This is a genomic window from Cupriavidus sp. H39, assembly GCF_050271075.1.
GTDB lineage: Bacteria > Pseudomonadota > Gammaproteobacteria > Burkholderiales > Burkholderiaceae > Cupriavidus > Cupriavidus necator_B.
Window position 1 is genome coordinate 337,093 of record NZ_CP189847.1, and the last position, 17,034, is coordinate 354,126.

General features: G+C 62.9%; 13 protein-coding genes and 3 pseudogenes. 9 read left to right on the forward strand and 7 right to left on the reverse strand.

All coding sequences use genetic code 11. From position 1 onward, the window contains the following. Positions 1-236 precede the first annotated feature (236 nt). Positions 237-1,415 carry a hypothetical protein gene (locus ACOCMH_RS13995; RefSeq protein WP_427308906.1) on the reverse strand — a complete coding sequence of 393 codons (1,179 nt, stop codon included), beginning with the start codon at positions 1,413-1,415 and terminating at the stop codon, positions 237-239. A gap of 176 nt (positions 1,416-1,591) precedes the next feature. On the opposite strand from ACOCMH_RS13995, the gene ACOCMH_RS14000 reads away from it, so the two are divergent. Next, positions 1,592-2,752 carry an IS30 family transposase gene (locus ACOCMH_RS14000; protein ID WP_427308908.1) on the forward strand — a complete coding sequence of 387 codons (1,161 nt, stop codon included), beginning with the start codon at positions 1,592-1,594 and terminating at the stop codon, positions 2,750-2,752. Here the strand turns inward: ACOCMH_RS14000 and ACOCMH_RS14005 are convergent. Beyond that, positions 2,728-3,102, reverse strand: a complete 375-nt coding sequence (locus tag ACOCMH_RS14005) for a hypothetical protein (RefSeq protein WP_427308910.1) — start codon at positions 3,100-3,102, stop codon at positions 2,728-2,730. The two genes, ACOCMH_RS14000 and ACOCMH_RS14005, sit on opposite strands and share 25 nt — an antisense overlap. Between ACOCMH_RS14005 and ACOCMH_RS14010 the strand changes: the two genes are divergently transcribed. Then, positions 3,101-4,470, forward strand: a protein-coding gene (locus tag ACOCMH_RS14010; RefSeq protein WP_427308559.1) for an IS3 family transposase whose coding sequence is annotated in 2 segments (ribosomal slippage) — positions 3,101-3,584 and positions 3,584-4,470 — 1,371 coding nt in all. Because the reading frame shifts where the segments join, the coding sequence is not laid out codon by codon here. The genes ACOCMH_RS14005 and ACOCMH_RS14010 overlap by 2 nt on opposite strands. Positions 4,471-4,686: 216 nt before the next feature. Here ACOCMH_RS14010 and ACOCMH_RS14015 read toward each other — a convergent pair. Together ACOCMH_RS14015 and ACOCMH_RS14020 are read right to left on the reverse strand one after the other, a co-directional pair. After that, positions 4,687-5,991, reverse strand: a complete 1,305-nt coding sequence (locus tag ACOCMH_RS14015; RefSeq protein WP_427308912.1) for an MFS transporter — start codon at positions 5,989-5,991, stop codon at positions 4,687-4,689. A gap of 124 nt (positions 5,992-6,115) precedes the next feature. Then, positions 6,116-6,709, reverse strand: coding sequence for a TetR/AcrR family transcriptional regulator (locus ACOCMH_RS14020; protein ID WP_427308914.1), 594 nt, complete (start codon positions 6,707-6,709; stop codon positions 6,116-6,118). Between the two features lie 152 nt (positions 6,710-6,861). Here ACOCMH_RS14020 and ACOCMH_RS14025 point away from each other — a divergent pair, with 152 nt between their 5' ends. Next, complete coding sequence (locus ACOCMH_RS14025; protein ID WP_427308915.1) at positions 6,862-7,629, forward strand: SDR family NAD(P)-dependent oxidoreductase; 768 nt, start codon at positions 6,862-6,864, stop codon at positions 7,627-7,629. A gap of 36 nt (positions 7,630-7,665) precedes the next feature. Here the strand turns inward: ACOCMH_RS14025 and ACOCMH_RS14030 are convergent. Further along, positions 7,666-8,593, reverse strand: a pseudogene (locus ACOCMH_RS14030) (GlxA family transcriptional regulator). Between the two features lie 835 nt (positions 8,594-9,428). On the opposite strand from ACOCMH_RS14030, the gene ACOCMH_RS14035 reads away from it, so the two are divergent. From ACOCMH_RS14035 to ACOCMH_RS14045, 3 genes are all read left to right on the forward strand, one after another. Then, entirely contained in the window at positions 9,429-9,659 is a 231-nt protein-coding gene (locus ACOCMH_RS14035) for a hypothetical protein (RefSeq protein ID WP_427308916.1), read from the forward strand. Next, positions 9,660-11,192, forward strand: coding sequence for a CHAD domain-containing protein (locus tag ACOCMH_RS14040; protein ID WP_427308917.1), 1,533 nt, complete (start codon positions 9,660-9,662; stop codon positions 11,190-11,192). 599 nt (positions 11,193-11,791) lie between these two features. Further along, entirely contained in the window at positions 11,792-12,952 is a 1,161-nt protein-coding gene (locus tag ACOCMH_RS14045) for an IS30 family transposase (protein WP_427308918.1), read from the forward strand. 214 nt (positions 12,953-13,166) lie between these two features. On the opposite strand, the gene ACOCMH_RS14050 is transcribed toward ACOCMH_RS14045, so the two are convergent. Further along, complete coding sequence (locus ACOCMH_RS14050; RefSeq protein ID WP_427308919.1) at positions 13,167-14,351, reverse strand: FAD-dependent oxidoreductase; 1,185 nt, start codon at positions 14,349-14,351, stop codon at positions 13,167-13,169. Between the two features lie 135 nt (positions 14,352-14,486). Continuing rightward, complete coding sequence (locus ACOCMH_RS14055) at positions 14,487-15,464, reverse strand: AraC family transcriptional regulator (RefSeq protein WP_427308920.1); 978 nt, start codon at positions 15,462-15,464, stop codon at positions 14,487-14,489. 229 nt (positions 15,465-15,693) lie between these two features. On the opposite strand from ACOCMH_RS14055, the pseudogene ACOCMH_RS14060 reads away from it, so the two are divergent. The 3 genes and pseudogenes from ACOCMH_RS14060 to ACOCMH_RS14070 form a co-directional block, all read left to right on the forward strand. Further along, positions 15,694-15,939 (forward strand): annotated as a pseudogene (locus tag ACOCMH_RS14060) (chromate transporter); the annotation flags it as partial. 44 nt (positions 15,940-15,983) lie between these two features. Then, entirely contained in the window at positions 15,984-16,541 is a 558-nt protein-coding gene (locus tag ACOCMH_RS14065; RefSeq protein ID WP_427308921.1) for a hypothetical protein, read from the forward strand. 246 nt (positions 16,542-16,787) lie between these two features. Further along, positions 16,788-16,877 (forward strand): annotated as a pseudogene (locus ACOCMH_RS14070) (DUF2188 domain-containing protein); the annotation flags it as partial. Positions 16,878-17,034: the final 157 nt, after the last annotated feature.

The following is a 17,034-nucleotide window of genomic DNA, read 5'->3' on the forward strand; positions in this document are numbered from 1 at the left end:
TATTGCTTACCAACGCCACTGCGGCTTTCGCGACCGCAGGGGGAAGTCCCGAGGACAGTGCCAATCTGACTGCGATGGCAACCAGGCGTCCTTCTTCGTAGGTAGGCATACCGAGTGATGCTCCTTCGCGTCGCCGGGGCATGGCTCCGTCGCGCAAGCGTTGGCCCCGTGCCGTCACTCACTCACCGTAGTTGCACTTCCCGCGCAAGCCAGCCATTCTCCATTAGTGAATAAAATCAGGACTGTAGCAGCGCGCGGGCGGCCTGCCTGACGTCGGGCGAGGAGAACCGGAAGACAGCGCGATCCAGCAAGTAGTGGATGAAGCCAGTCGCGAAGCCCAGTGCCAGCAGCGCTGGCACAAAAGGTGAGGAGCGCAGCCAGCGCGCCGCATCGCCGAAAATGCGATCGGCGTAGGTATAGTCGTCGGTCACGGCCTCTACCTCCAGCACGGGTAGCAGCAAGGCGGAGGCGATAGCGAGCACCAGCAGCACTGCCCAGCCGCGTCGATTGACAGGCGCCAGCAACCGTTGCCATTGCGTGGCCGGCGCCTGGTCTCCACCGGAAGCCGTAAGCGAGGCGAGTCCCATTGCCGCACTCCAATGCTGCACGCTCCACAGCACAACGAACAGGAAGGGGTCGCGCGCGAGGAAGGCGAAGAGCACCATGGACGAGACGCCAAGTACGTAGGCCATGCGCGGCGGCGATGCGCGCTGCGAGCGCAGTTCCGCGTAGAGCATCAGAGCGGTCAGGATGACGACGAAGGCGATGCCGCCATCGTGCAACGTGCGCGCGAACACGTCCGTCCAGCCCACGCCCAGTAATGGGTCGATCCAGCGATCCTGGAAGGCGACCGATCCAGCCAAGGCCTCTGCCAGTACAACGAATCCGCCGCCCACGACGAGCGCGAACCACCGATCAAGCCGTCGCGTGGCCGCGTCAGACTTTCGTCCGGCGCGCGCGCGATAGAGGCTAAGCAGCCCGAAATGCTGCGCGGCGAAATGGTAACTCACCAGCAGGTAGTCCAGGACGGCCAACCAGACCACGCGCTCAGTCAGCGGCATGGGCAGCACGCTCTCGGGAGCCAACAGCAGGCCGAAGCAGGCCACGACGATAGCAAACGGGGCCACTACGAAGCGCAGCCGCTGCTTGGCGAGCAGGGGGTGGTAGGCCGGGGTTGCGTAGGCCAACCAGGCCGACGAGACGCGGTGACCGAACCATAGAGGTACCGTGAAAGCAAAGAACAGCCCGTCCACGGGGCTGGCACGCACGTTGTCATGGCCCCAGGCCAGCAGAAGGATCAGGGGGGCTAACCACAGTGCATTCAACACCCAAACGAGATCCCAGGCCGGGCTTTTGATCCAGCACATGGTGTGCGGCTTGGCTTGGGGGTTGCCGCGCAGCTCATCCTTCGCCATGGTGAGAACTCCCAGGAATGCTTGCCCGCCGACAATCCAGCATATGCTCATAAGATTCGCTGAAAGCTACGCGTCCAATCCGAAAGGCGGAGCGGCCGTTCAAGTGTCCGTGATGGTTTGGTTTGCCTGCTGCTGGCAACACACTAAAGGCTTTGCGAGCCTGAGGGGTGCTGCAAATGAAACAAAGACGGCGGATCTACTACTCCGAGACTCAAAAAGCACTAATGTGGGAGCGGTGGCGCAAAGGTGACACGCTTGCGCAGATTACCCGACTGTTCGATCGCTACCACTCATCGATACAAGCGGTGCTCGCGAGGACTGGCGGGATACAGCCAGCGCAACGACACCGCTCCAGGCTGGCCTTGACGCTTGCCGAGCGAGAGGAGATTTCGCGCGCAGTAGTCGCCGGCCGCTCCATCCGATCCGTAGCAGCGCGGCTAGGGCGTGCTCCTTCTACTATCAGCCGCGAGGTCCGGCGAAATGGTGGCAGACAGGGCTATCTGGCGAACCAGGCTGACCAGCTCCCCTGGGAGCGTGCACGGCGCCCAAAGGCATGTAAGCTCGTCAGGAATCGGACACTCGCCCAGGTGGTGGCAAGCAAGCTTCGATTGCAGTGGTCGCCAGAACAGATTGCGGGTTGGCTTAAGCACGTGTATGCGGTCAACAAGGACTATCAGGTGTCGCACGAGACAATCTATCGGAGCCTCTACATCCAGGCCCGTGGTGCGCTTAAAAGAGAGTTGCTGGAACACCTACGGCGTTCTCGAGCCATGCGTAGATCGCGCCAACACACACTGAAGACCGACGACCGTACGAACATCCGAGATGCCGTATCGATCAGTGAACGCCCTGCCACGGCAGAGGATCGCGCGATACCCGGGCACTGGGAAGGCGATTTGCTGTTCGGCAGCGCCAACAGCCAGATTGCAACACTCGTCGAGCGCCAGACCCGGTTCGTGATGCTGGTGAAGCTTGCCAGCAAGGACTCCGAGGCTGTAGTCACCGCCCTGATCAAGCACGCTGGCAAGCTGCCGCAGGAACTGTACAAATCCCTGACTTGGGATCGTGGCACCGAGATGGCTGGTCACAAGCGTTTCACCGTGGCCACGGACATCCAGGTCTACTTCTGCGATCCTCAGCATCCGTGGCAACGCGGCTCCAACGAGAACACGAATGGCCTCTTGAGACAGTACTTCCCGAAAGGCACCGATCTGTCGGTCTATTCGCAAGCCAAGCTCAACGCCATCGCTAGGCGGCTCAACGAACGCCCGCGCAAGACACTAAACTTCGATACACCGGCTGAACGATTCCATCAAGTTGTTGCATCGACCGGTTGAATCCGCAGCAGTTTCCGACACTCGCCGGCGTACGCGGCACGGACGTGACCATCGAGTACGAGCGCCACGACTAGGTCAAGTCCTCGCTGGTGGTCAACGGGCCGGCACCAGTCATCGAGAGCGCGGCGCTGGAAGCCGTTAAGTTCGCCGAGAAGGAAGCCCTCTTCTGGAACACCAAGATCCTGCGGATCTTCCTGCCGACTGTACAGTACTTGGACGAGCAGGACATGGCAGGTCTGGTCAGCAACAAATACCCGGTGATCAGGTAAGCGCGATTCGCCAGGCAGAAAAAGCCGGCGCCATTGAACTGCACCCCAAAAGTTGGACACCAACTTTTGGGGTGTTTTCATGTATAGGTACACCGAGCAGTTCAGGCTGTCGGTCATCAAGGAATATCTGGACGGGCAGGTAGGCGCCAGTACGCTTGCCAAGCGCCATGGAATAGACGACGGCACGGTGCGACGCTGGGTGGCAGCCTATCGGCTGCACGGCAAAGCCAGCCTCAAGCGCAGGTACAAGACCTACAGCGCCGAGTTCAAGCTCTCGGTGCTCGAGCGGATGCGCCGCCAAGGCTTGTCGCATCGGGAAGTGGCGGCGCTGTTCGACATTCGCAATATCGGCGCCATTGGCGTGTGGGAACGCCAGTATGATGCTGGGGGTTTAGAAGCTCTGACGCCTCGGCCTAAGGGACGGCGGCCCAGCAAGATGCCACAACGGACTCCCAAGACAAAGCCATCGCGGTCTTCAGACGACCGTACGCGCACACGCGAGGAACTCCTTGAAGAGTTGAACTACCTGCGCATGGAGAACGCGTACCTAAAAAAGCTCGACGCCTTGGTTCAAGCGAGCAAGACCTCTGCGCAACCCAAAAGGCGCAAATAGTGCTTGAGCTGAGGCAGCAGTTTCCATTGTCCGGTTTGCTGAGGGTGGCGGAGCTGGCGCGCAGCACCTTCTACTACCAGCAGGCGGTGCTCCAGGCCCAGGACAAGTATGCGGAGCTGAAAACGCGCATTCGCGAACTCTTCGCCCGACACATGGGTCGTTATGGCTACCGCCGCATCACAGCGGCGATCCGGCAAACCGGCACGGTCGTCAACCACAAGACGGTTCAGCGGCTCATGCGCGAGATGGGATTGAAGTCGTTGGTCCGGCCAAAGAAATACCGATCCTACAAGGGCATGGTGGGGCGTGTCGCGCCCAACGTTCTGCAACGGCGATTCCACGCCGAACGCGCGAATCGGAAGTGGGTAACCGACGTGACCGAATTCAACGTGGCCGGCGAGAAGCTCTACCTTTCCCCGGTGCTGGACCTGTACAACGGCGAGATCATCGCCTACGAGACTGCCCGCAGGCCCGCCTTTGAGATGGTGAGGAATATGCTGAAGAAGGCGTTCCGCCGCCTCGGCCCGAAGGATCGACCCATACTGCATTCCGATCAGGGCTGGCAGTACCAGATGCCGGCCTATCAGCAAATGCTCAAAAAGCGCAGCGTCCGTCCCAGCATGTCGCGCAAGGGCAATTGTCTGGACAACGCCGCCATGGAAAGCTTCTTCGGCACCCTGAAGTCCGAATTCTTCTACCTGAACAAATTCGCCAGCGTCGAGCAACTACAGCAAGGCCTGGCCCAATACATTCACTACTACAATCACGACCGCATCAAACTCAAACTAAAAGGGCTGAGTCCCGTGAAGTACAGGACTCAGCCCTCTCAAGCCTAGCCAATCACTGTCCAACTTTTTGGGGTCAGTTCACCATGCCGGCTTTTCTCTTGCGCGCAGCAAAGAGCTTCTCCGCACAGACGAACTGCCATTCTCCTGCGGACAGCCGTCTGGGACAGGCCACTATGGGCCGCACACTCATTCAACGGGCCGCATGTCAGCAAGACTCCGCGCATCAGAAGTTCTGAGTCAACCGCTGGCGCCCGCGCCCCATCATCACGCGCGCGCCGGCTTCGTCGCGGCAGCCGCCCTGGAGCGGCTGGCCGCCAGCGCCAGCAGCGCCGCCACCATGCAGGCCGCACCCGCGGCATACAGCGCCGGCGTGTAGGTCAGCAGCAGCGTGCGGCTCATGCCCGCACCAAAGGCCGCCACGGCCGCGCCGATCTGGTGGGCCGCGAAGATCCAGCCGAACACCATCGGCGCGCGTTCGCGCCCGAAGGCCGTTGCCGCCAGCTTGACCGTGGGCGGCACGGTGGCGATCCAGTCCAGCCCGTAGAACATCGCAAACACCGACAGGCCATACAGCGTGAAGGTCGAATGCGGCAGCCAGAACAGCGACAGGCCGCGCAGCGCGTAGTACCAGAACAGCAGCTTGCGGCTGTCGTAACGGTCGGACAGCCAGCCCGACAGGATCGTGCCGACGAAGTCGAACGCGCCCATCATCGCCAGCGCCGAGGCGGCGGGCACCGGGCCCATGCCGAAGTCGCCGCACAGCGCGATGAAGTGGGTCTGGATCAGCCCGTTGGTGCTCAGGCCGCAGATAAAAAAGGTGCCGGCCAGGATCCAGAAAGTCTGGGTGCGGGCGGCATCGCGCAGCACCATGAAGGGCCCGCGCAGGGTGAAGGGTGTGGCGGGCGCGGGGGCGGACGGCACCGGTGCAGCGGGCGGGACTTCGCCAAACGCAGCCAGGCCGACGTCGGCTGGCCGGTTGCGCATCAACCCGAGCACCAGCAGCGCCAGCGCCGCACAGGCCACCAGCACCGGGATCACGGCCACGCGCCAGCCCATATGCTCGATCAGCCAGGCCGCCACCGGCAGGAAAGCCAGCTGCCCCGTGGCCGCACTGGCCGTCAGGATGCCGATCACCAATCCGCGCCGCGCGCTGAACCAGCGGTTGGCCACCACCGCCGCCAGTACCAGCGCGGTCAACCCCGAGCCGACACCCAGCATCAGGCCCCAGGCGAGAAAGAGCTGCCACAGCTCGGTCGAGACCGTGGCCAGCGCCATGCTGCCGGCGATCAGCGCGAGCGCGGCGCAGACCACGTTGCGTAAGCCGAAGCGCTCCATCAGGGTGGCCGAGAACGGTGCCATCAGCCCGAAGAGCGCAAAGCGGAAGGCCAGGATCGACGAGATTTGGTCCGTGCTCCAGCCCATCTCCCTGGTCAGCGGCTTGAGGAAGGCACCGGGCAGGCCGAGCGCGGCCGAGGTGGTGAGCATCACCAGGAAGGTGAGGGTGGCGACCAGCCACGCGTAGTGGATGCCGCGCCGGTCGAGCCGGCTGGAAAGGGCTTGCGCGAACATGGGTGTCTCGGGATCGGTGGGTTGTGGGTTGGGGCGCTAAAAATGAAGACAAAACTGCGCCCACCCGCTGCTGCTGATCGCAGCGGGGGTTAAGTCTGCTTGGGGAAAAAGCGTTGCCGAGGCGCTAGGCGGTACTGCCCAACAGGCGCGTTCGTACCGCCTTCAGCATTTCATCGGAGATGGGATCGCCATCCGTGGCGCGTGCCAGCGTGAGGGCGCCGATCAGCGTCGCCATGCGCACCAGCGCTTCTTCCTGGCGCACTTGCGGGTCATCCGATGCCACGGTCTTTGCCATGCCTTCCGCCATTTCCTTGAAGCCTTCCAGGTAGGCCTGGCGCACGGGCTTGTCGGCCGGTTCGCGCGCGACATCCACGGCCAACGCCGCGGCGGCGCAGCCGACGCCGGGGTGGGAACGATGCGCGGCACTCAAATAGGGCTCAATCAGGCTGGCGAGCATGGCCTTGCGGTCATCGCCGGCGCTGTCAATGCGGCGCGCCCAGCGCGAGTTCGATTCTTCGAAGGCACGCCGGCATGCCTGTGCCGCCAGCTCATCCTTGGACGAGAAATGGCCATAGAAGCCACCATGCGTGAGCCCGGCGTCAGCCATCAGTTCGGCGACGCTGACGCCGTTCAGACCGCGTTCGCGGAACAGCCGCGACGATGCCTGTTCGATCGCTTCGCGGTTCTTTTCGACTTGTTCGCGTGATGCGCGTGCCATGTGAGGTCCTCCTCGAATTCCTGTCTTGACGGCAGTTTAGATGATGATCATACTTTATTCAATAGATGTCAGATATCATCTATTTAATGTGTTGGATTCGTCATGCCGATGCCCGCCAGGCGGTTTCGGTTTCTACTCAGGAGCGATTACTCATGCAGAATCTTTTTGACCTTGGCGGCCGTGTCGCCGTTATCACCGGCTCCACGCGCGGCATGGGCCTGGAAATGGCCCGCGCTCTCGGCGCGGCCGGCGCCGCCGTGGTGGTGTCCGGGCGTGACGGCGAAGCCGCGCGAGCGGTGGCCGGCCAGTTCGAAGCCGAGGGCATTCGCGCCACCGGCATCGCCTGCGACATCGCCGACGTGGACAGCGTGCGCGCGTTCGCGGAGCAGGCGCTGGCTGCCTACGGGCGCGTCGATGCGCTGGTACTGAATGCCGCCGCCAGCGGCACGCCCGGCTCGTTGCTGAGCCAGGGGCCGGAGGTGTTCGATGATGCGATGGCGGGCAACGTGCGCGGCAACCTCGTGCTGGTGAACGCGCTGGCGCCGCAGATGATTGCACGCGGCGATGGCTCGATCACGTTCATGTCCAGCATCGCAGCCAGGCGCGGGTCGGCTTTGCTCGGCATGTACAGCATCACCAAGGCCGCCACCGACCAGGCCGTGCGCAGCCTAGCGCTGGAGCTGGGCCCGTCCGGCATCAATGTGAACGCGATCAACCCGGGACCGGTGCGTACCGAGTTCTCGCGCGAAGCGCTGTGGGGCGACCCTGAGCGCGAGGCGCGGTTGGCTGCCATCAATCCGATGCGCCGGATCGGCGAAGCCAACGATGTGGCAGGGCTGGCGGTGCTGCTGTCGTCGCCCGCCGGCCGTTTTATCAACGGGCAGAGCATCGGCGTGGACGGCGGGTTATCAGTGCAGTAATAGCGAGCCCCGGCGGACCGGGGCTGTCTGACTGGCTTATGCCGCCACTTCGCCGGCGCGCGACGCGCGCCGGATCATCTGCGGCGGCTGCGCATAGGCGCGCAGGAACGCGCGCCGCATGCGCTCCCGATCGCCAAAGCCGGTTTCGCGGGCAATTACATCGACCGGGTGCCGGCCCGACTCCAGCATCAGCCGCGCCGCCTCCAGCCGCAGGTGCTCGACCGCCTTGGCCGGCGACTGCCCGGTCTCCGCGCGGAAAGCGCCGCTGAACTGCCGCGCGCTGAGATTGGCCGCGCCTGCCAGCTGCTCGACCGACAACTCGGTCTGCAGGTGCCGCTTGGCATAGTCCAGCGCGGTCTGGATGCGGTCGGAGCGCGGCTGCATTTCCAGCAAGGCCGAGAACTGCGATTGCCCGCCGGCGCGGCGGTGGTACACCACCAGCTTGCGCGCCACCTGGCGCGCGCAGACGGTGCCGAGGTCCTTTTCGACCAGTGCCAGCGCTAGGTCGATGCACGCCGTCATCCCGGCCGACGTCCACACCGGCCCATCGACGATAAAGATGCGGTCCTCTTCCATTTTTACGTTCGGGTACTCCTGGCGGAAGCGCGCGGCGGAAGTACCAGTGCGTCGTGGCGCGCCTGCCATCGAGAAGCCCCGCTTGGGCGAGGTTGAACGCGCCTGTGCAGGTCGAAGCCATGCGCCTGGACGTGCGCGCCGCGCGCCGCAGGAACGCGATCACGGCTTCCGGCGTTTCAATCATTTCGTTGTCGCCCACGACCAGTACTGTGTCGAACCGGCGCCGCCCGAACGGCTCGGTGGCCACAGAGAATCCCGCCGAAGTCATCACCGGGCCGCCATGCTCGGACAACAGCATCACCTCATAGGTCTTGCTGTCCGAACCGCTTCCCAGCTCATGAATGACTGCTTGTGCAAAGGCATCGGACGAGGCAGTCCCTCCGCCGATCGGCGCCTTAGGGTCCGACTGCTGCCAGTCGTCGGTCACCTTGTCGCCCCGCCGGCGGCAGTTGCGACGACCTTCGCAACGCTGCCCGGCCCGCCCCAGTCCGGGCAGTCTCACGATTTCCGTTTTTCCAGTCTCACTAATTCCGTTTAACGCCGCCTGGCTTTCCGCAATTCCTTTCACTAGACTCGGCGCGGCAGTCATTGCGGCGCACCATCAGATGCGGCCTCGAACGCGTGCAAACGGGCTATGAAGCCGAGTTCCATTGCTAGAATGAATTTTGTCGACGCACCGGAGGGCGTGATGGCATCGTATCAATGTGGCTGTATATCAATCATCACTTCGGTGGAAGAGAAGACAAGGACGAGTGCTCTCTGCACTGTGCCAAGCAGTGCCGAGACAACCCACTTGATACGCACCTAGCTCTGAAAGCAACCTGAAATTCCCGGGAGAGGAAATGGAAAGTGTCAGGCGAGTGGGGTATCACGACTTCAAGGCATTTACAGAGCAACTTGCAAGTGGGAAGTACCAGGGCTTTGTACTCGTCCGACACCATACAGTGACCGGGACAGTCCAAACAGTATTTCGGGCCGGACGGGCGGTTCCGTTGGAGGAAGATGCCTTCGCAAGCGCCGAATTGAAGGCCGCTGCCCTCATTCGAGTCGCAGGAGAAGCCGCATCCCGGCCGCGCCGCAAGTTGTCAGCATGAAGGACAATCAACCTTGCAGTAGGCAGCACAATGGCCAGCCATTGCGGCGTTCCCAGCAACGATAGTTGCCAGGCAGGCACGATCGGCACACGTATCATCGTTGACAAACAACAGAGAGCCACGAACCCTATGTCCAAGACCGTCAAGAAGCGGTACCTGAAAGCGCTCAACCGGAACCTGAAGAAAGAGTCGGCAGGCAGGTTCGACACGCTTTTTGTCTTCTATCCGCTTGGCGCGAAGCCGAAGGACGCCACCGGCGTGACCGCCAGCGGCCCGGCTGATGCCCAGGTCCTGGCCCTCATGGAATCAGTCCAGGCGCGCGTGTTCGCTGAGTTCGAGAACTCAGCAAAGTTCGGATAGATGGAACGCGAACTCAAGCTGGAACTGCTGCAGGACGAGGTCGACCGGCTGATCGACCTGCCGCTGTTTGCCTCCTACTGCGTGGAGCAGCCATACGAAGACAAGCTGGTGAGCACATATTTCGATACGGCCGACCTGTCATTCCACCGGCATCGCGTGTCCCTGCGCGTGCGGCAGGCAGGGGAGCATTATGTGCAGACCCTGAAGACCTCCGGCAAGCGACGTGGAGGCCTGTACGAACGTGAAGAGTTCGAGTCAGCCATTCCCGGGCCCGTGCCCGACCTGGGTGCACTGCAGGGAAGGGTCCCGCAGGACACGGCGCTGGGCGAACTGCTTCGCAACAAGGATCTGGCGGAACGCCTGAATCCCCTCTTTACCACCGAGGTCCACCGCACTGTGGCGTTGTTGCGCCTGCCACAAGGTGCGGAGGTGGAACTGGCACTGGATCGCGGGACGATCCTGTGCGGGGATGCCAAGGCGCCGATCCGCGAGCTGGAGTTGGAGGTCCAGGCCGGCGACCCGGCTGAGCTCTTCGACTTCGCCCTGCAATTGCTCGACGCGGTTCCGATGCGCCTCAGCCGCGCCAGCAAGGGCGATCGCGGCTATGCGCTGGTCGCCGCCGCACCTGCGGAGGCGATTCGAGCCGAGCCGCTCGGGCTTGCCGATGAGGCGTCGGCCGAAACAGTGTTCCAGTGCATTGTGGAGAACTGCCTGACACAAATCTTTGCAAACGAACAAGGCGTGGTCAGCAGCCCCAACCCTGAGAGCGTGCACCAAATGCGTATGGGGCTGCGCCGCCTGCGCGCCGCGCTGGACATCTACCGATCGCTGATTGCCTGTCCGCCTGGGCTCGAGGACGAGATCAAGTGGATTGCCGGCGAGCTGGGCCCAGCGCGTGACTGGGAGGTACTTGCCCACACCACATTGGGCGAAGCATTCGCCGGGGCCCCGGAAGACGTTGGCGCGGATGCTGTGGTGGCCGCAGCGAACGAAGTTGCAGCCAGCGCCCGCAAGCGCGCGGCCGAGGCCGTGAGTTCCGAGCGCTACACCCGGCTAATCCTTGCATTGAACCACTGGCTGATCAGCGCGCAGTGGCTTCTTGGACTAGACGATGCGCAGCGCGCTGGACTCGCCGATCCGGCGATGAAGTTCGCGCTGAACACGCTGCACGAGCGGCACCGCAAGTTGCTCAAGCGCGGCCGAGGAATGGCAAAGCTCGACGTACATCGGCGACATCGCGCACGCATTGCGGCAAAGAAGCTCCGGTATGCGACAGAATTCTTCGAGTCCCTGTTCCCGGCAGGTAAGGTACGACGTTTCCGCCGCCAGCTTTCGCAACTGCAGGATGATCTGGGATGGCGCAACGATATGGCGGTGGCGGATGGCCTGCTGCGCAGCCTTTCGGGCGATGCACCGCAACTGGCCGTCGGCGTCGGTTATGCGCGCGGCTATCTCGTAGGAGGGGTGAACGCGGACCAGAAGCCGCTCCGTCGCCGCTGGAAACGCTTCAAGCAGGCGCGGCGACCCACTTAGGGCGCAGCGGTAAGGACCAAAGCTCGGTAGGCGACTAGAAACCAAATCGACGTAGGGCTGCCGAACGGCGGGCTAGCGGTGGCCGCAATGGGATCCAAACGACCGCGACCGTTTGCAAGGCTGCCCAACGAATGGCGGCGCAGGCTCGACTGCTGCCTGTCGCCAGTGACCTTGTCGCCCCGCCGACGGCGGAGGTCGTGCCGGCCTTCATGTCATCGCAACGCTACCCGTCGCGCCCGAGTCTGGCCAGTCTCATGATTTCCGTTTTTCCAGTCTCACGAAAAGCGCCCTAGTCTCACTAATTCCGTTTTCCCGCACTACTGTGAGGAATCGGAATTCTTGAGACTGCGTTCTCCGAAGAATCAATGACTTAGCGTCCAATTCGGTCCGCGCTCGTTCGGATGAGAACCGGAAATAGCGAGACTGACCTGAATTGAAGCGCGAATTCGTAGGACTGCCCCGCACCGCTCGCTCACTGCCTCTTTGCGGACCCGTCTGAGTCGTTCGCGCACGGCTCAGCGTGCGACCGCAATTTGAGTGCGGATTCAACCGGTCGATGCAACACACTGGAGACTGCGTGAGCAGTGGAGGTGTTGCAAATGAAGCAAAGGCGGCGTATCTACTACACGGAAATCCAGAAGGCGCTGATGTGGGAGCGTTGGAGGAAGGGCGAATCGCTTCAGCATATTGCGCAACTTTTCGATCGTAACCACTCATCCGTACAACGGATTCTGGCGGAAACCGGCGGTATCCAGCCCGCACAACGACATCGTTCCAGGCTGGCGTTGACGCTGTCTGAGCGCGAGGAGATATCTCGCTCAATCGTTGCTGGCCTTTCAATCCGTTCCATAGCAACCCGCCTCGGACGCGCGCCCTCTACCATTAGTCGGGAGCTCACGCGCAATGGTGGCGGTCAGGGCTATCGGGCGAGCCAGGCCGACCAGCTTGCCTGGGAGCGGGCCCGTCGGCCAAAAGTATGTAAGCTCGTCAGGAACCGCGCGCTGGCACGCGTTGTGTCGGACAAGCTGCAGATGCTGTGGTCTCCCGAGCAGATTGCCGGGTGGCTCAAGCATGCGTACGCGGTCAACAAGGACTACAAGGGGTCACACGAGACGATCTATCGTAGCCTTTACATACAGGCCCGCGGCGCGCTCAAAAAGGAGTTGCTGGAGCACCTTCGGCGCTCACGAGCCATGCGTCGTTCGCGCCATCACACACAAAAGACGGACGACCACGGCAGGATTTGTGACACGGTGTCGATCAGTGAACGACCTGCCACAGCCGAGGACCGTGCAATACCGGGTCATTGGGAAGGTGACCTGCTGTGTGGTAGCGAGGGCAGCCAGATCGTGACGCTTGTCGAGCGCCAGACGCGCTACCTTATGCTGGTGAAGATTGCCAGCAAAGACAGTGAGACAGTTGTCAATGCGCTCATCAAGCATGCGTGCAAATTGCCGCAGGAACTCTACAAATCGCTGACCTGGGATAGGGGATCCGAGATGGCGGAACACAAGCGTTTCACTGTGGCCACGGACATCAAGGTGTACTTCTGCGATCCTCAGCATCCGTGGCAGCGCGGCTCGAACGAGAACACCAACGGCCTTCTGAGACAGTACTTCCCCAAAGGTATCGATCTCTCTGTCTACTCGCAAGCCAAGCTCAATGCCGTAGCGCGGCAACTCAATGAACGCCCTCGAAAGACACTAGGTTTCGATACGCCGGCAGAACGATTCCATCAATCCGTTGCGTTGACCGGTTGAATCCGCAGAGCCAAAGCAGTCGCTCGCAGCGCCCCACCTGCCCCGCCGTTCAGGCAGGGAGGTGCCTTCTTGCTGCGCCTGCGCTAGCGACTGGCGTGTAGGCATGCATGAGATATGCGTGACCTCGACGGGGTGATCGAATTCGTCGGCCACCATCGCGAGGACGACAACAAGCTCGAGTCTGCGCGCGGGGAGGTGCGGCTGTACCCCTCTGTCAGGCGCACTGCGCCGAGGGCAATTGACTGCGTAGCGCATCCATCCGCGCGTAGAAGTCGTCCACCTGCCGCTGTGCGGTGCGCCGCATCGTTTCGTTGCGCGCGCCCAGGATGGCCGCGTCTTCCCGCGCCCCCGCCTCGCCGACTTTACGCGAGGTGTCCTGCACAAACTTGCATAAGGGGTAGCGTGTCTCACCGAAGACTCGCAGCGTGGCCTCCACGTCGACGTCGCGGGACAACATCTCCGCCAGCAGCACGGCATCTTCGAGTGCCATCGCGCCGCCTTGTCCCATGAAGGGTGTTGAGGCGTGCGCAGCGTCACCGATCATGATCACACGGCCACGGTGCCAGGGCAGCGGGGCAGCGACCTCCTCCACGGCGGTGTAGAGCACTTCGGCGTCGGCAAAGAGCGCGTCCAGGAACTGGCGCGCCGGGCCGCCGAACTCCGCAAAACGGGCTTGCATCAGCGCCGGCCAATCGGTCCGCTCATACCATTGCCCGGCGGGCTCAGGCAGCGTGCCGAACAAGTACAGTTGGTCATCGCTGATCGGCATGATGCCGAGCCGCTTGCCGGTACCCATCATCATGATCTTTGCGGTGAGGTTCTTCGGTCGTCTGTGCACGCTGCGCCAGACGCCGAGTCCGGTATAGACCGGTTCCAGCGGGCCTGCGACCAGGCGGCGGATCTCCGAGCGAATGCCGTCCGCCCCGACCACAAGATCGTATTGGCCCGAGGTGCCATCGGAGAGTGCAACGGTGACGTGCTCTGCCGTTTTCTGATCGATCCGGACGGCAGTGGTGCCCAAGCGGATATCGACGCGCAGCGCATCGAGTCGGCTAGCGAGGATGCGATGCATTTCGGCCCGGCGGATCCCGACGATCGGCGCAATGTCCGGATGACGGGACGGATAGAAAGTATCGGTGATCGGTTCGCCGCGCTCGTCCAGGTAGATACTACGGCCATCGGCAATGGCAAAGCCACTCGACACGATCTCCGGCAGCACCCCGAGGCTGCCGAGCGCCGCAAGTCCGTTGTGATAGATAAAGATGCCGGAACTTTGGAATCGCCATTCCTGCTGCTTCTCTAGCATCGTCACCCTCACACCAGCCTGTGCCAATGCAATGGCCGCCGCGCAGCCAGCAATGCCACCTCCCACGATCAGCGCGTGTTCTACGTGCTTCATGCCCATGTCTCCTTGTTTGCCAGCGAGGGCGATTGAGCGGAATTATCGGGCGGTGGCCACGCCGCGCTCAACCTCCGGAACGCCGGATTCGGGCACCGATCGTCCGGATCGGCAGCGTGTGGCTGCGCGGAGGCATCAGGGGGCCGATGCGTCGCGCTGATATTGGGCGGGCGATACGCCAATCCAGCGATGGAACGCGCGTGAGAATGCTTTCTCGGATGCATAGCCCGTCGCTTCGGCGACCTCGGCGATCCGTACGCGCGGCTGGCGCAGCCGTTCGGCGGCCAGGTTCATGCGAAATGCCCTCAGGTACTGCATCGGCGGCACGCCCAGCAGCGCACAAAAGCGCTCGGCGAACACCGTGCGCGACAGGTATGCCACGGCGGCGAGCTGGGCGATGCTCCAGTCCTGTTGCGGCGCCTCGTGCATGGCCGCAACCGCACGCGCAATGCCGGGGTCGTCGAGGACGTTCGGCGTGCCCTGGCGCGCGGCGGCGGGCGTGCGCAGATACTCGCCCAGGATATGCACGAGCAGCAGGTCGCCCATGCGTGCCGCGGACAACTGCCAGCCCGGACGCTGGGACAGCGAGTCCTGCACCAGCAGTTCCATCGTGTTTGCCAGCGTGTGCGCCAGCGGAAGCTCGTCGGCACGCAGCACGATCAGCGGTGGCAATTCCGCTGGGATAGCGCCCACGTCAAGCGCGGGCATCCACAGGTGAAGGGAGAACAGTTGCGTGGGTGGGGCGTCCACACTGCCCGTGCCGTCTGCGCCATATGTCAGTTCGATCGGATGGTCGCCATGGCGGCCGATCATGTGCGCCTTCAGCAGATCGGCGAAGGGCACGACGCCCTCACCGGGGTCCCGTGTCGATGACACCGTATGCGGCGTGCCGCGCGGCAGCATGACGATATCGCGCGGACCAATCTCGACAGGCGTGCCGCCATCGGTGCGGATCCAGTACCCGGGCCCGGTACACATACGGATCAGCGCGCCTTCGGTGCCGGCCGAGTGCAACGCCCACGGTGCGTGGAGCCGGAAACTTGCCGTCACGGCGCGTTCGGCCTTGCATGCGGAAAGGATGCGGCTCAGGACGTCATGCGGTCCGGGATTCATCGTCGGGAGAATGGGGCGCGAGGGATGTGGGATTCTAGCTCGGCGTCTTCAATGGCCGACTTCGGTCATTGGCGCGATGAAGGTCAAACGGCAGCAAGTGGCCGACTGCTGTCCCGACGCGGTAGGCCGAACCCGACCCATCTCCGTCATTCGCCAGTTCAGAGTCGAATGGCTGGGGATGGTCGATCAGCGGGCATTCGGCCTCTCCACGCTGGTTGGCCGGTGAGGGGTGAGCGCTCATACGGGCCGGTGGTGGCTATCGTCCCCTTTCACGCTGCGCCAACTGGTGCTGTACTTCGCGCGGCTGGGCACGCTAGGGTTCGGAGGACCAGCCGCGCTGGCCGGCTACATGCGTCGCGACCTCGTGGCCGCCCGCCACTGGATCACGGAGGCCGACTACAAGGAGGGCATCGCGCTCGCGCAACTGGCGCCCGGGCCGCTGGCTGCGCAACTGGCCATCTATCTCGGCTACGTGACATCCCATAGAAGTAGGAGGAGGTGAGACACCACCATCAGGAGATGCCGCACTACGATCGCCGACCCGTCTCGCTCTTCCTTGGGGCGCAGACCCCGCGCACGCAGTATCGATTTCCGTGGCTTAGGTCGTACGTCGGCGCCTATTACGGCGCCTCCGCCGCCTTCACCTTCAAAGAGGGGAAGCCGCGCAGCGACTACGAAAAGGCGTTGCCCGCGCTGCGGACATATTTCACCCTAATCCCAACACGGGAGACCGCAACTTCGATGTCGCTCGAACCACCAGTCTGGAACTGGAATGGTGGATCGTGCATCGGGATGCATGAGCGTTATGGGCCCGATGCGTTGACCAACGCTTGTGCGGAAGCGGCGGCGTCGCTGTACATGGTGGCCGCGAATGCCACGCGCGAACACGGGCGGCTGCGCGCGCAAGCGATGCTGCTTCGCGATGCTCGCGCTGAAGCGGGCGACATGACGGACGCGGACTGGAAAATCATCGAATCGATGCTGCACCAGAGTTATCAGTCGCTTAGCCATGCGGTCTCATCGCTGCCCCGGCGGCTAGCCGGCCGTGAACTGCGAGGCGGGCGTCGATTCGGCTAGTAGGCACTGCTACGTTTCCACCGCAGGGCGATAGTCCGGGCTAAGTGCCGCTAACAAAACCATGTCATCGTCACATGGCCATCCTGCTTTCGCGCCCTACGTGACGATCTGCTCGCCCCCCCGACTCAAACCGCCGCTCTCGGCGCACCAGGGTTATGCATCTCATTAGGAGACAGCCATGCCGAACATCCACGTTGTGCGGCCGATAACGGCTGGAGAAGCGATCCGCGCGGGCACCGACCAGGCGAGAAGGTCGAACTGCTGATCCACGGCTCCGACGGCCAGATTCGGGAACGCAATTCCTTCGGCCACGACCTGCGTGACGTCAAGGGGTGAGGGAAGTCACTTAGTAGCTCGTCGAGCAGGTGTGCCATTCGTTTCGACGAACGGGCGCATCCGGTTCCTGAACGACTGCACGCACGCGCTGGCCGGCCTGACCGTCGACTTACCAGACTGGGACATGATATGAAGCCACTGACCAAGGCGGTAATTC

Coding starts and splice junctions, on each gene's coding strand:
- ACOCMH_RS13995 (WP_427308906.1), bottom strand. CDS start 1,415: ATGGCGAAGGATGAGCTGCGCGGCAACCCCCAAGCCAAGCCGCACACC.
- ACOCMH_RS14000 (WP_427308908.1), top strand. CDS start 1,592: ATGAAACAAAGACGGCGGATCTACTACTCCGAGACTCAAAAAGCACTA.
- ACOCMH_RS14005 (WP_427308910.1), bottom strand. CDS start 3,102: ATGAAAACACCCCAAAAGTTGGTGTCCAACTTTTGGGGTGCAGTTCAA.
- ACOCMH_RS14015 (WP_427308912.1), bottom strand. CDS start 5,991: ATGTTCGCGCAAGCCCTTTCCAGCCGGCTCGACCGGCGCGGCATCCAC.
- ACOCMH_RS14020 (WP_427308914.1), bottom strand. CDS start 6,709: ATGGCACGCGCATCACGCGAACAAGTCGAAAAGAACCGCGAAGCGATC.
- ACOCMH_RS14025 (WP_427308915.1), top strand. CDS start 6,862: ATGCAGAATCTTTTTGACCTTGGCGGCCGTGTCGCCGTTATCACCGGC.
- ACOCMH_RS14035 (WP_427308916.1), top strand. CDS start 9,429: ATGTCCAAGACCGTCAAGAAGCGGTACCTGAAAGCGCTCAACCGGAAC.
- ACOCMH_RS14040 (WP_427308917.1), top strand. CDS start 9,660: ATGGAACGCGAACTCAAGCTGGAACTGCTGCAGGACGAGGTCGACCGG.
- ACOCMH_RS14045 (WP_427308918.1), top strand. CDS start 11,792: ATGAAGCAAAGGCGGCGTATCTACTACACGGAAATCCAGAAGGCGCTG.
- ACOCMH_RS14050 (WP_427308919.1), bottom strand. CDS start 14,351: ATGAAGCACGTAGAACACGCGCTGATCGTGGGAGGTGGCATTGCTGGC.
- ACOCMH_RS14055 (WP_427308920.1), bottom strand. CDS start 15,464: ATGAATCCCGGACCGCATGACGTCCTGAGCCGCATCCTTTCCGCATGC.
- ACOCMH_RS14065 (WP_427308921.1), top strand. CDS start 15,984: ATGCCGCACTACGATCGCCGACCCGTCTCGCTCTTCCTTGGGGCGCAG.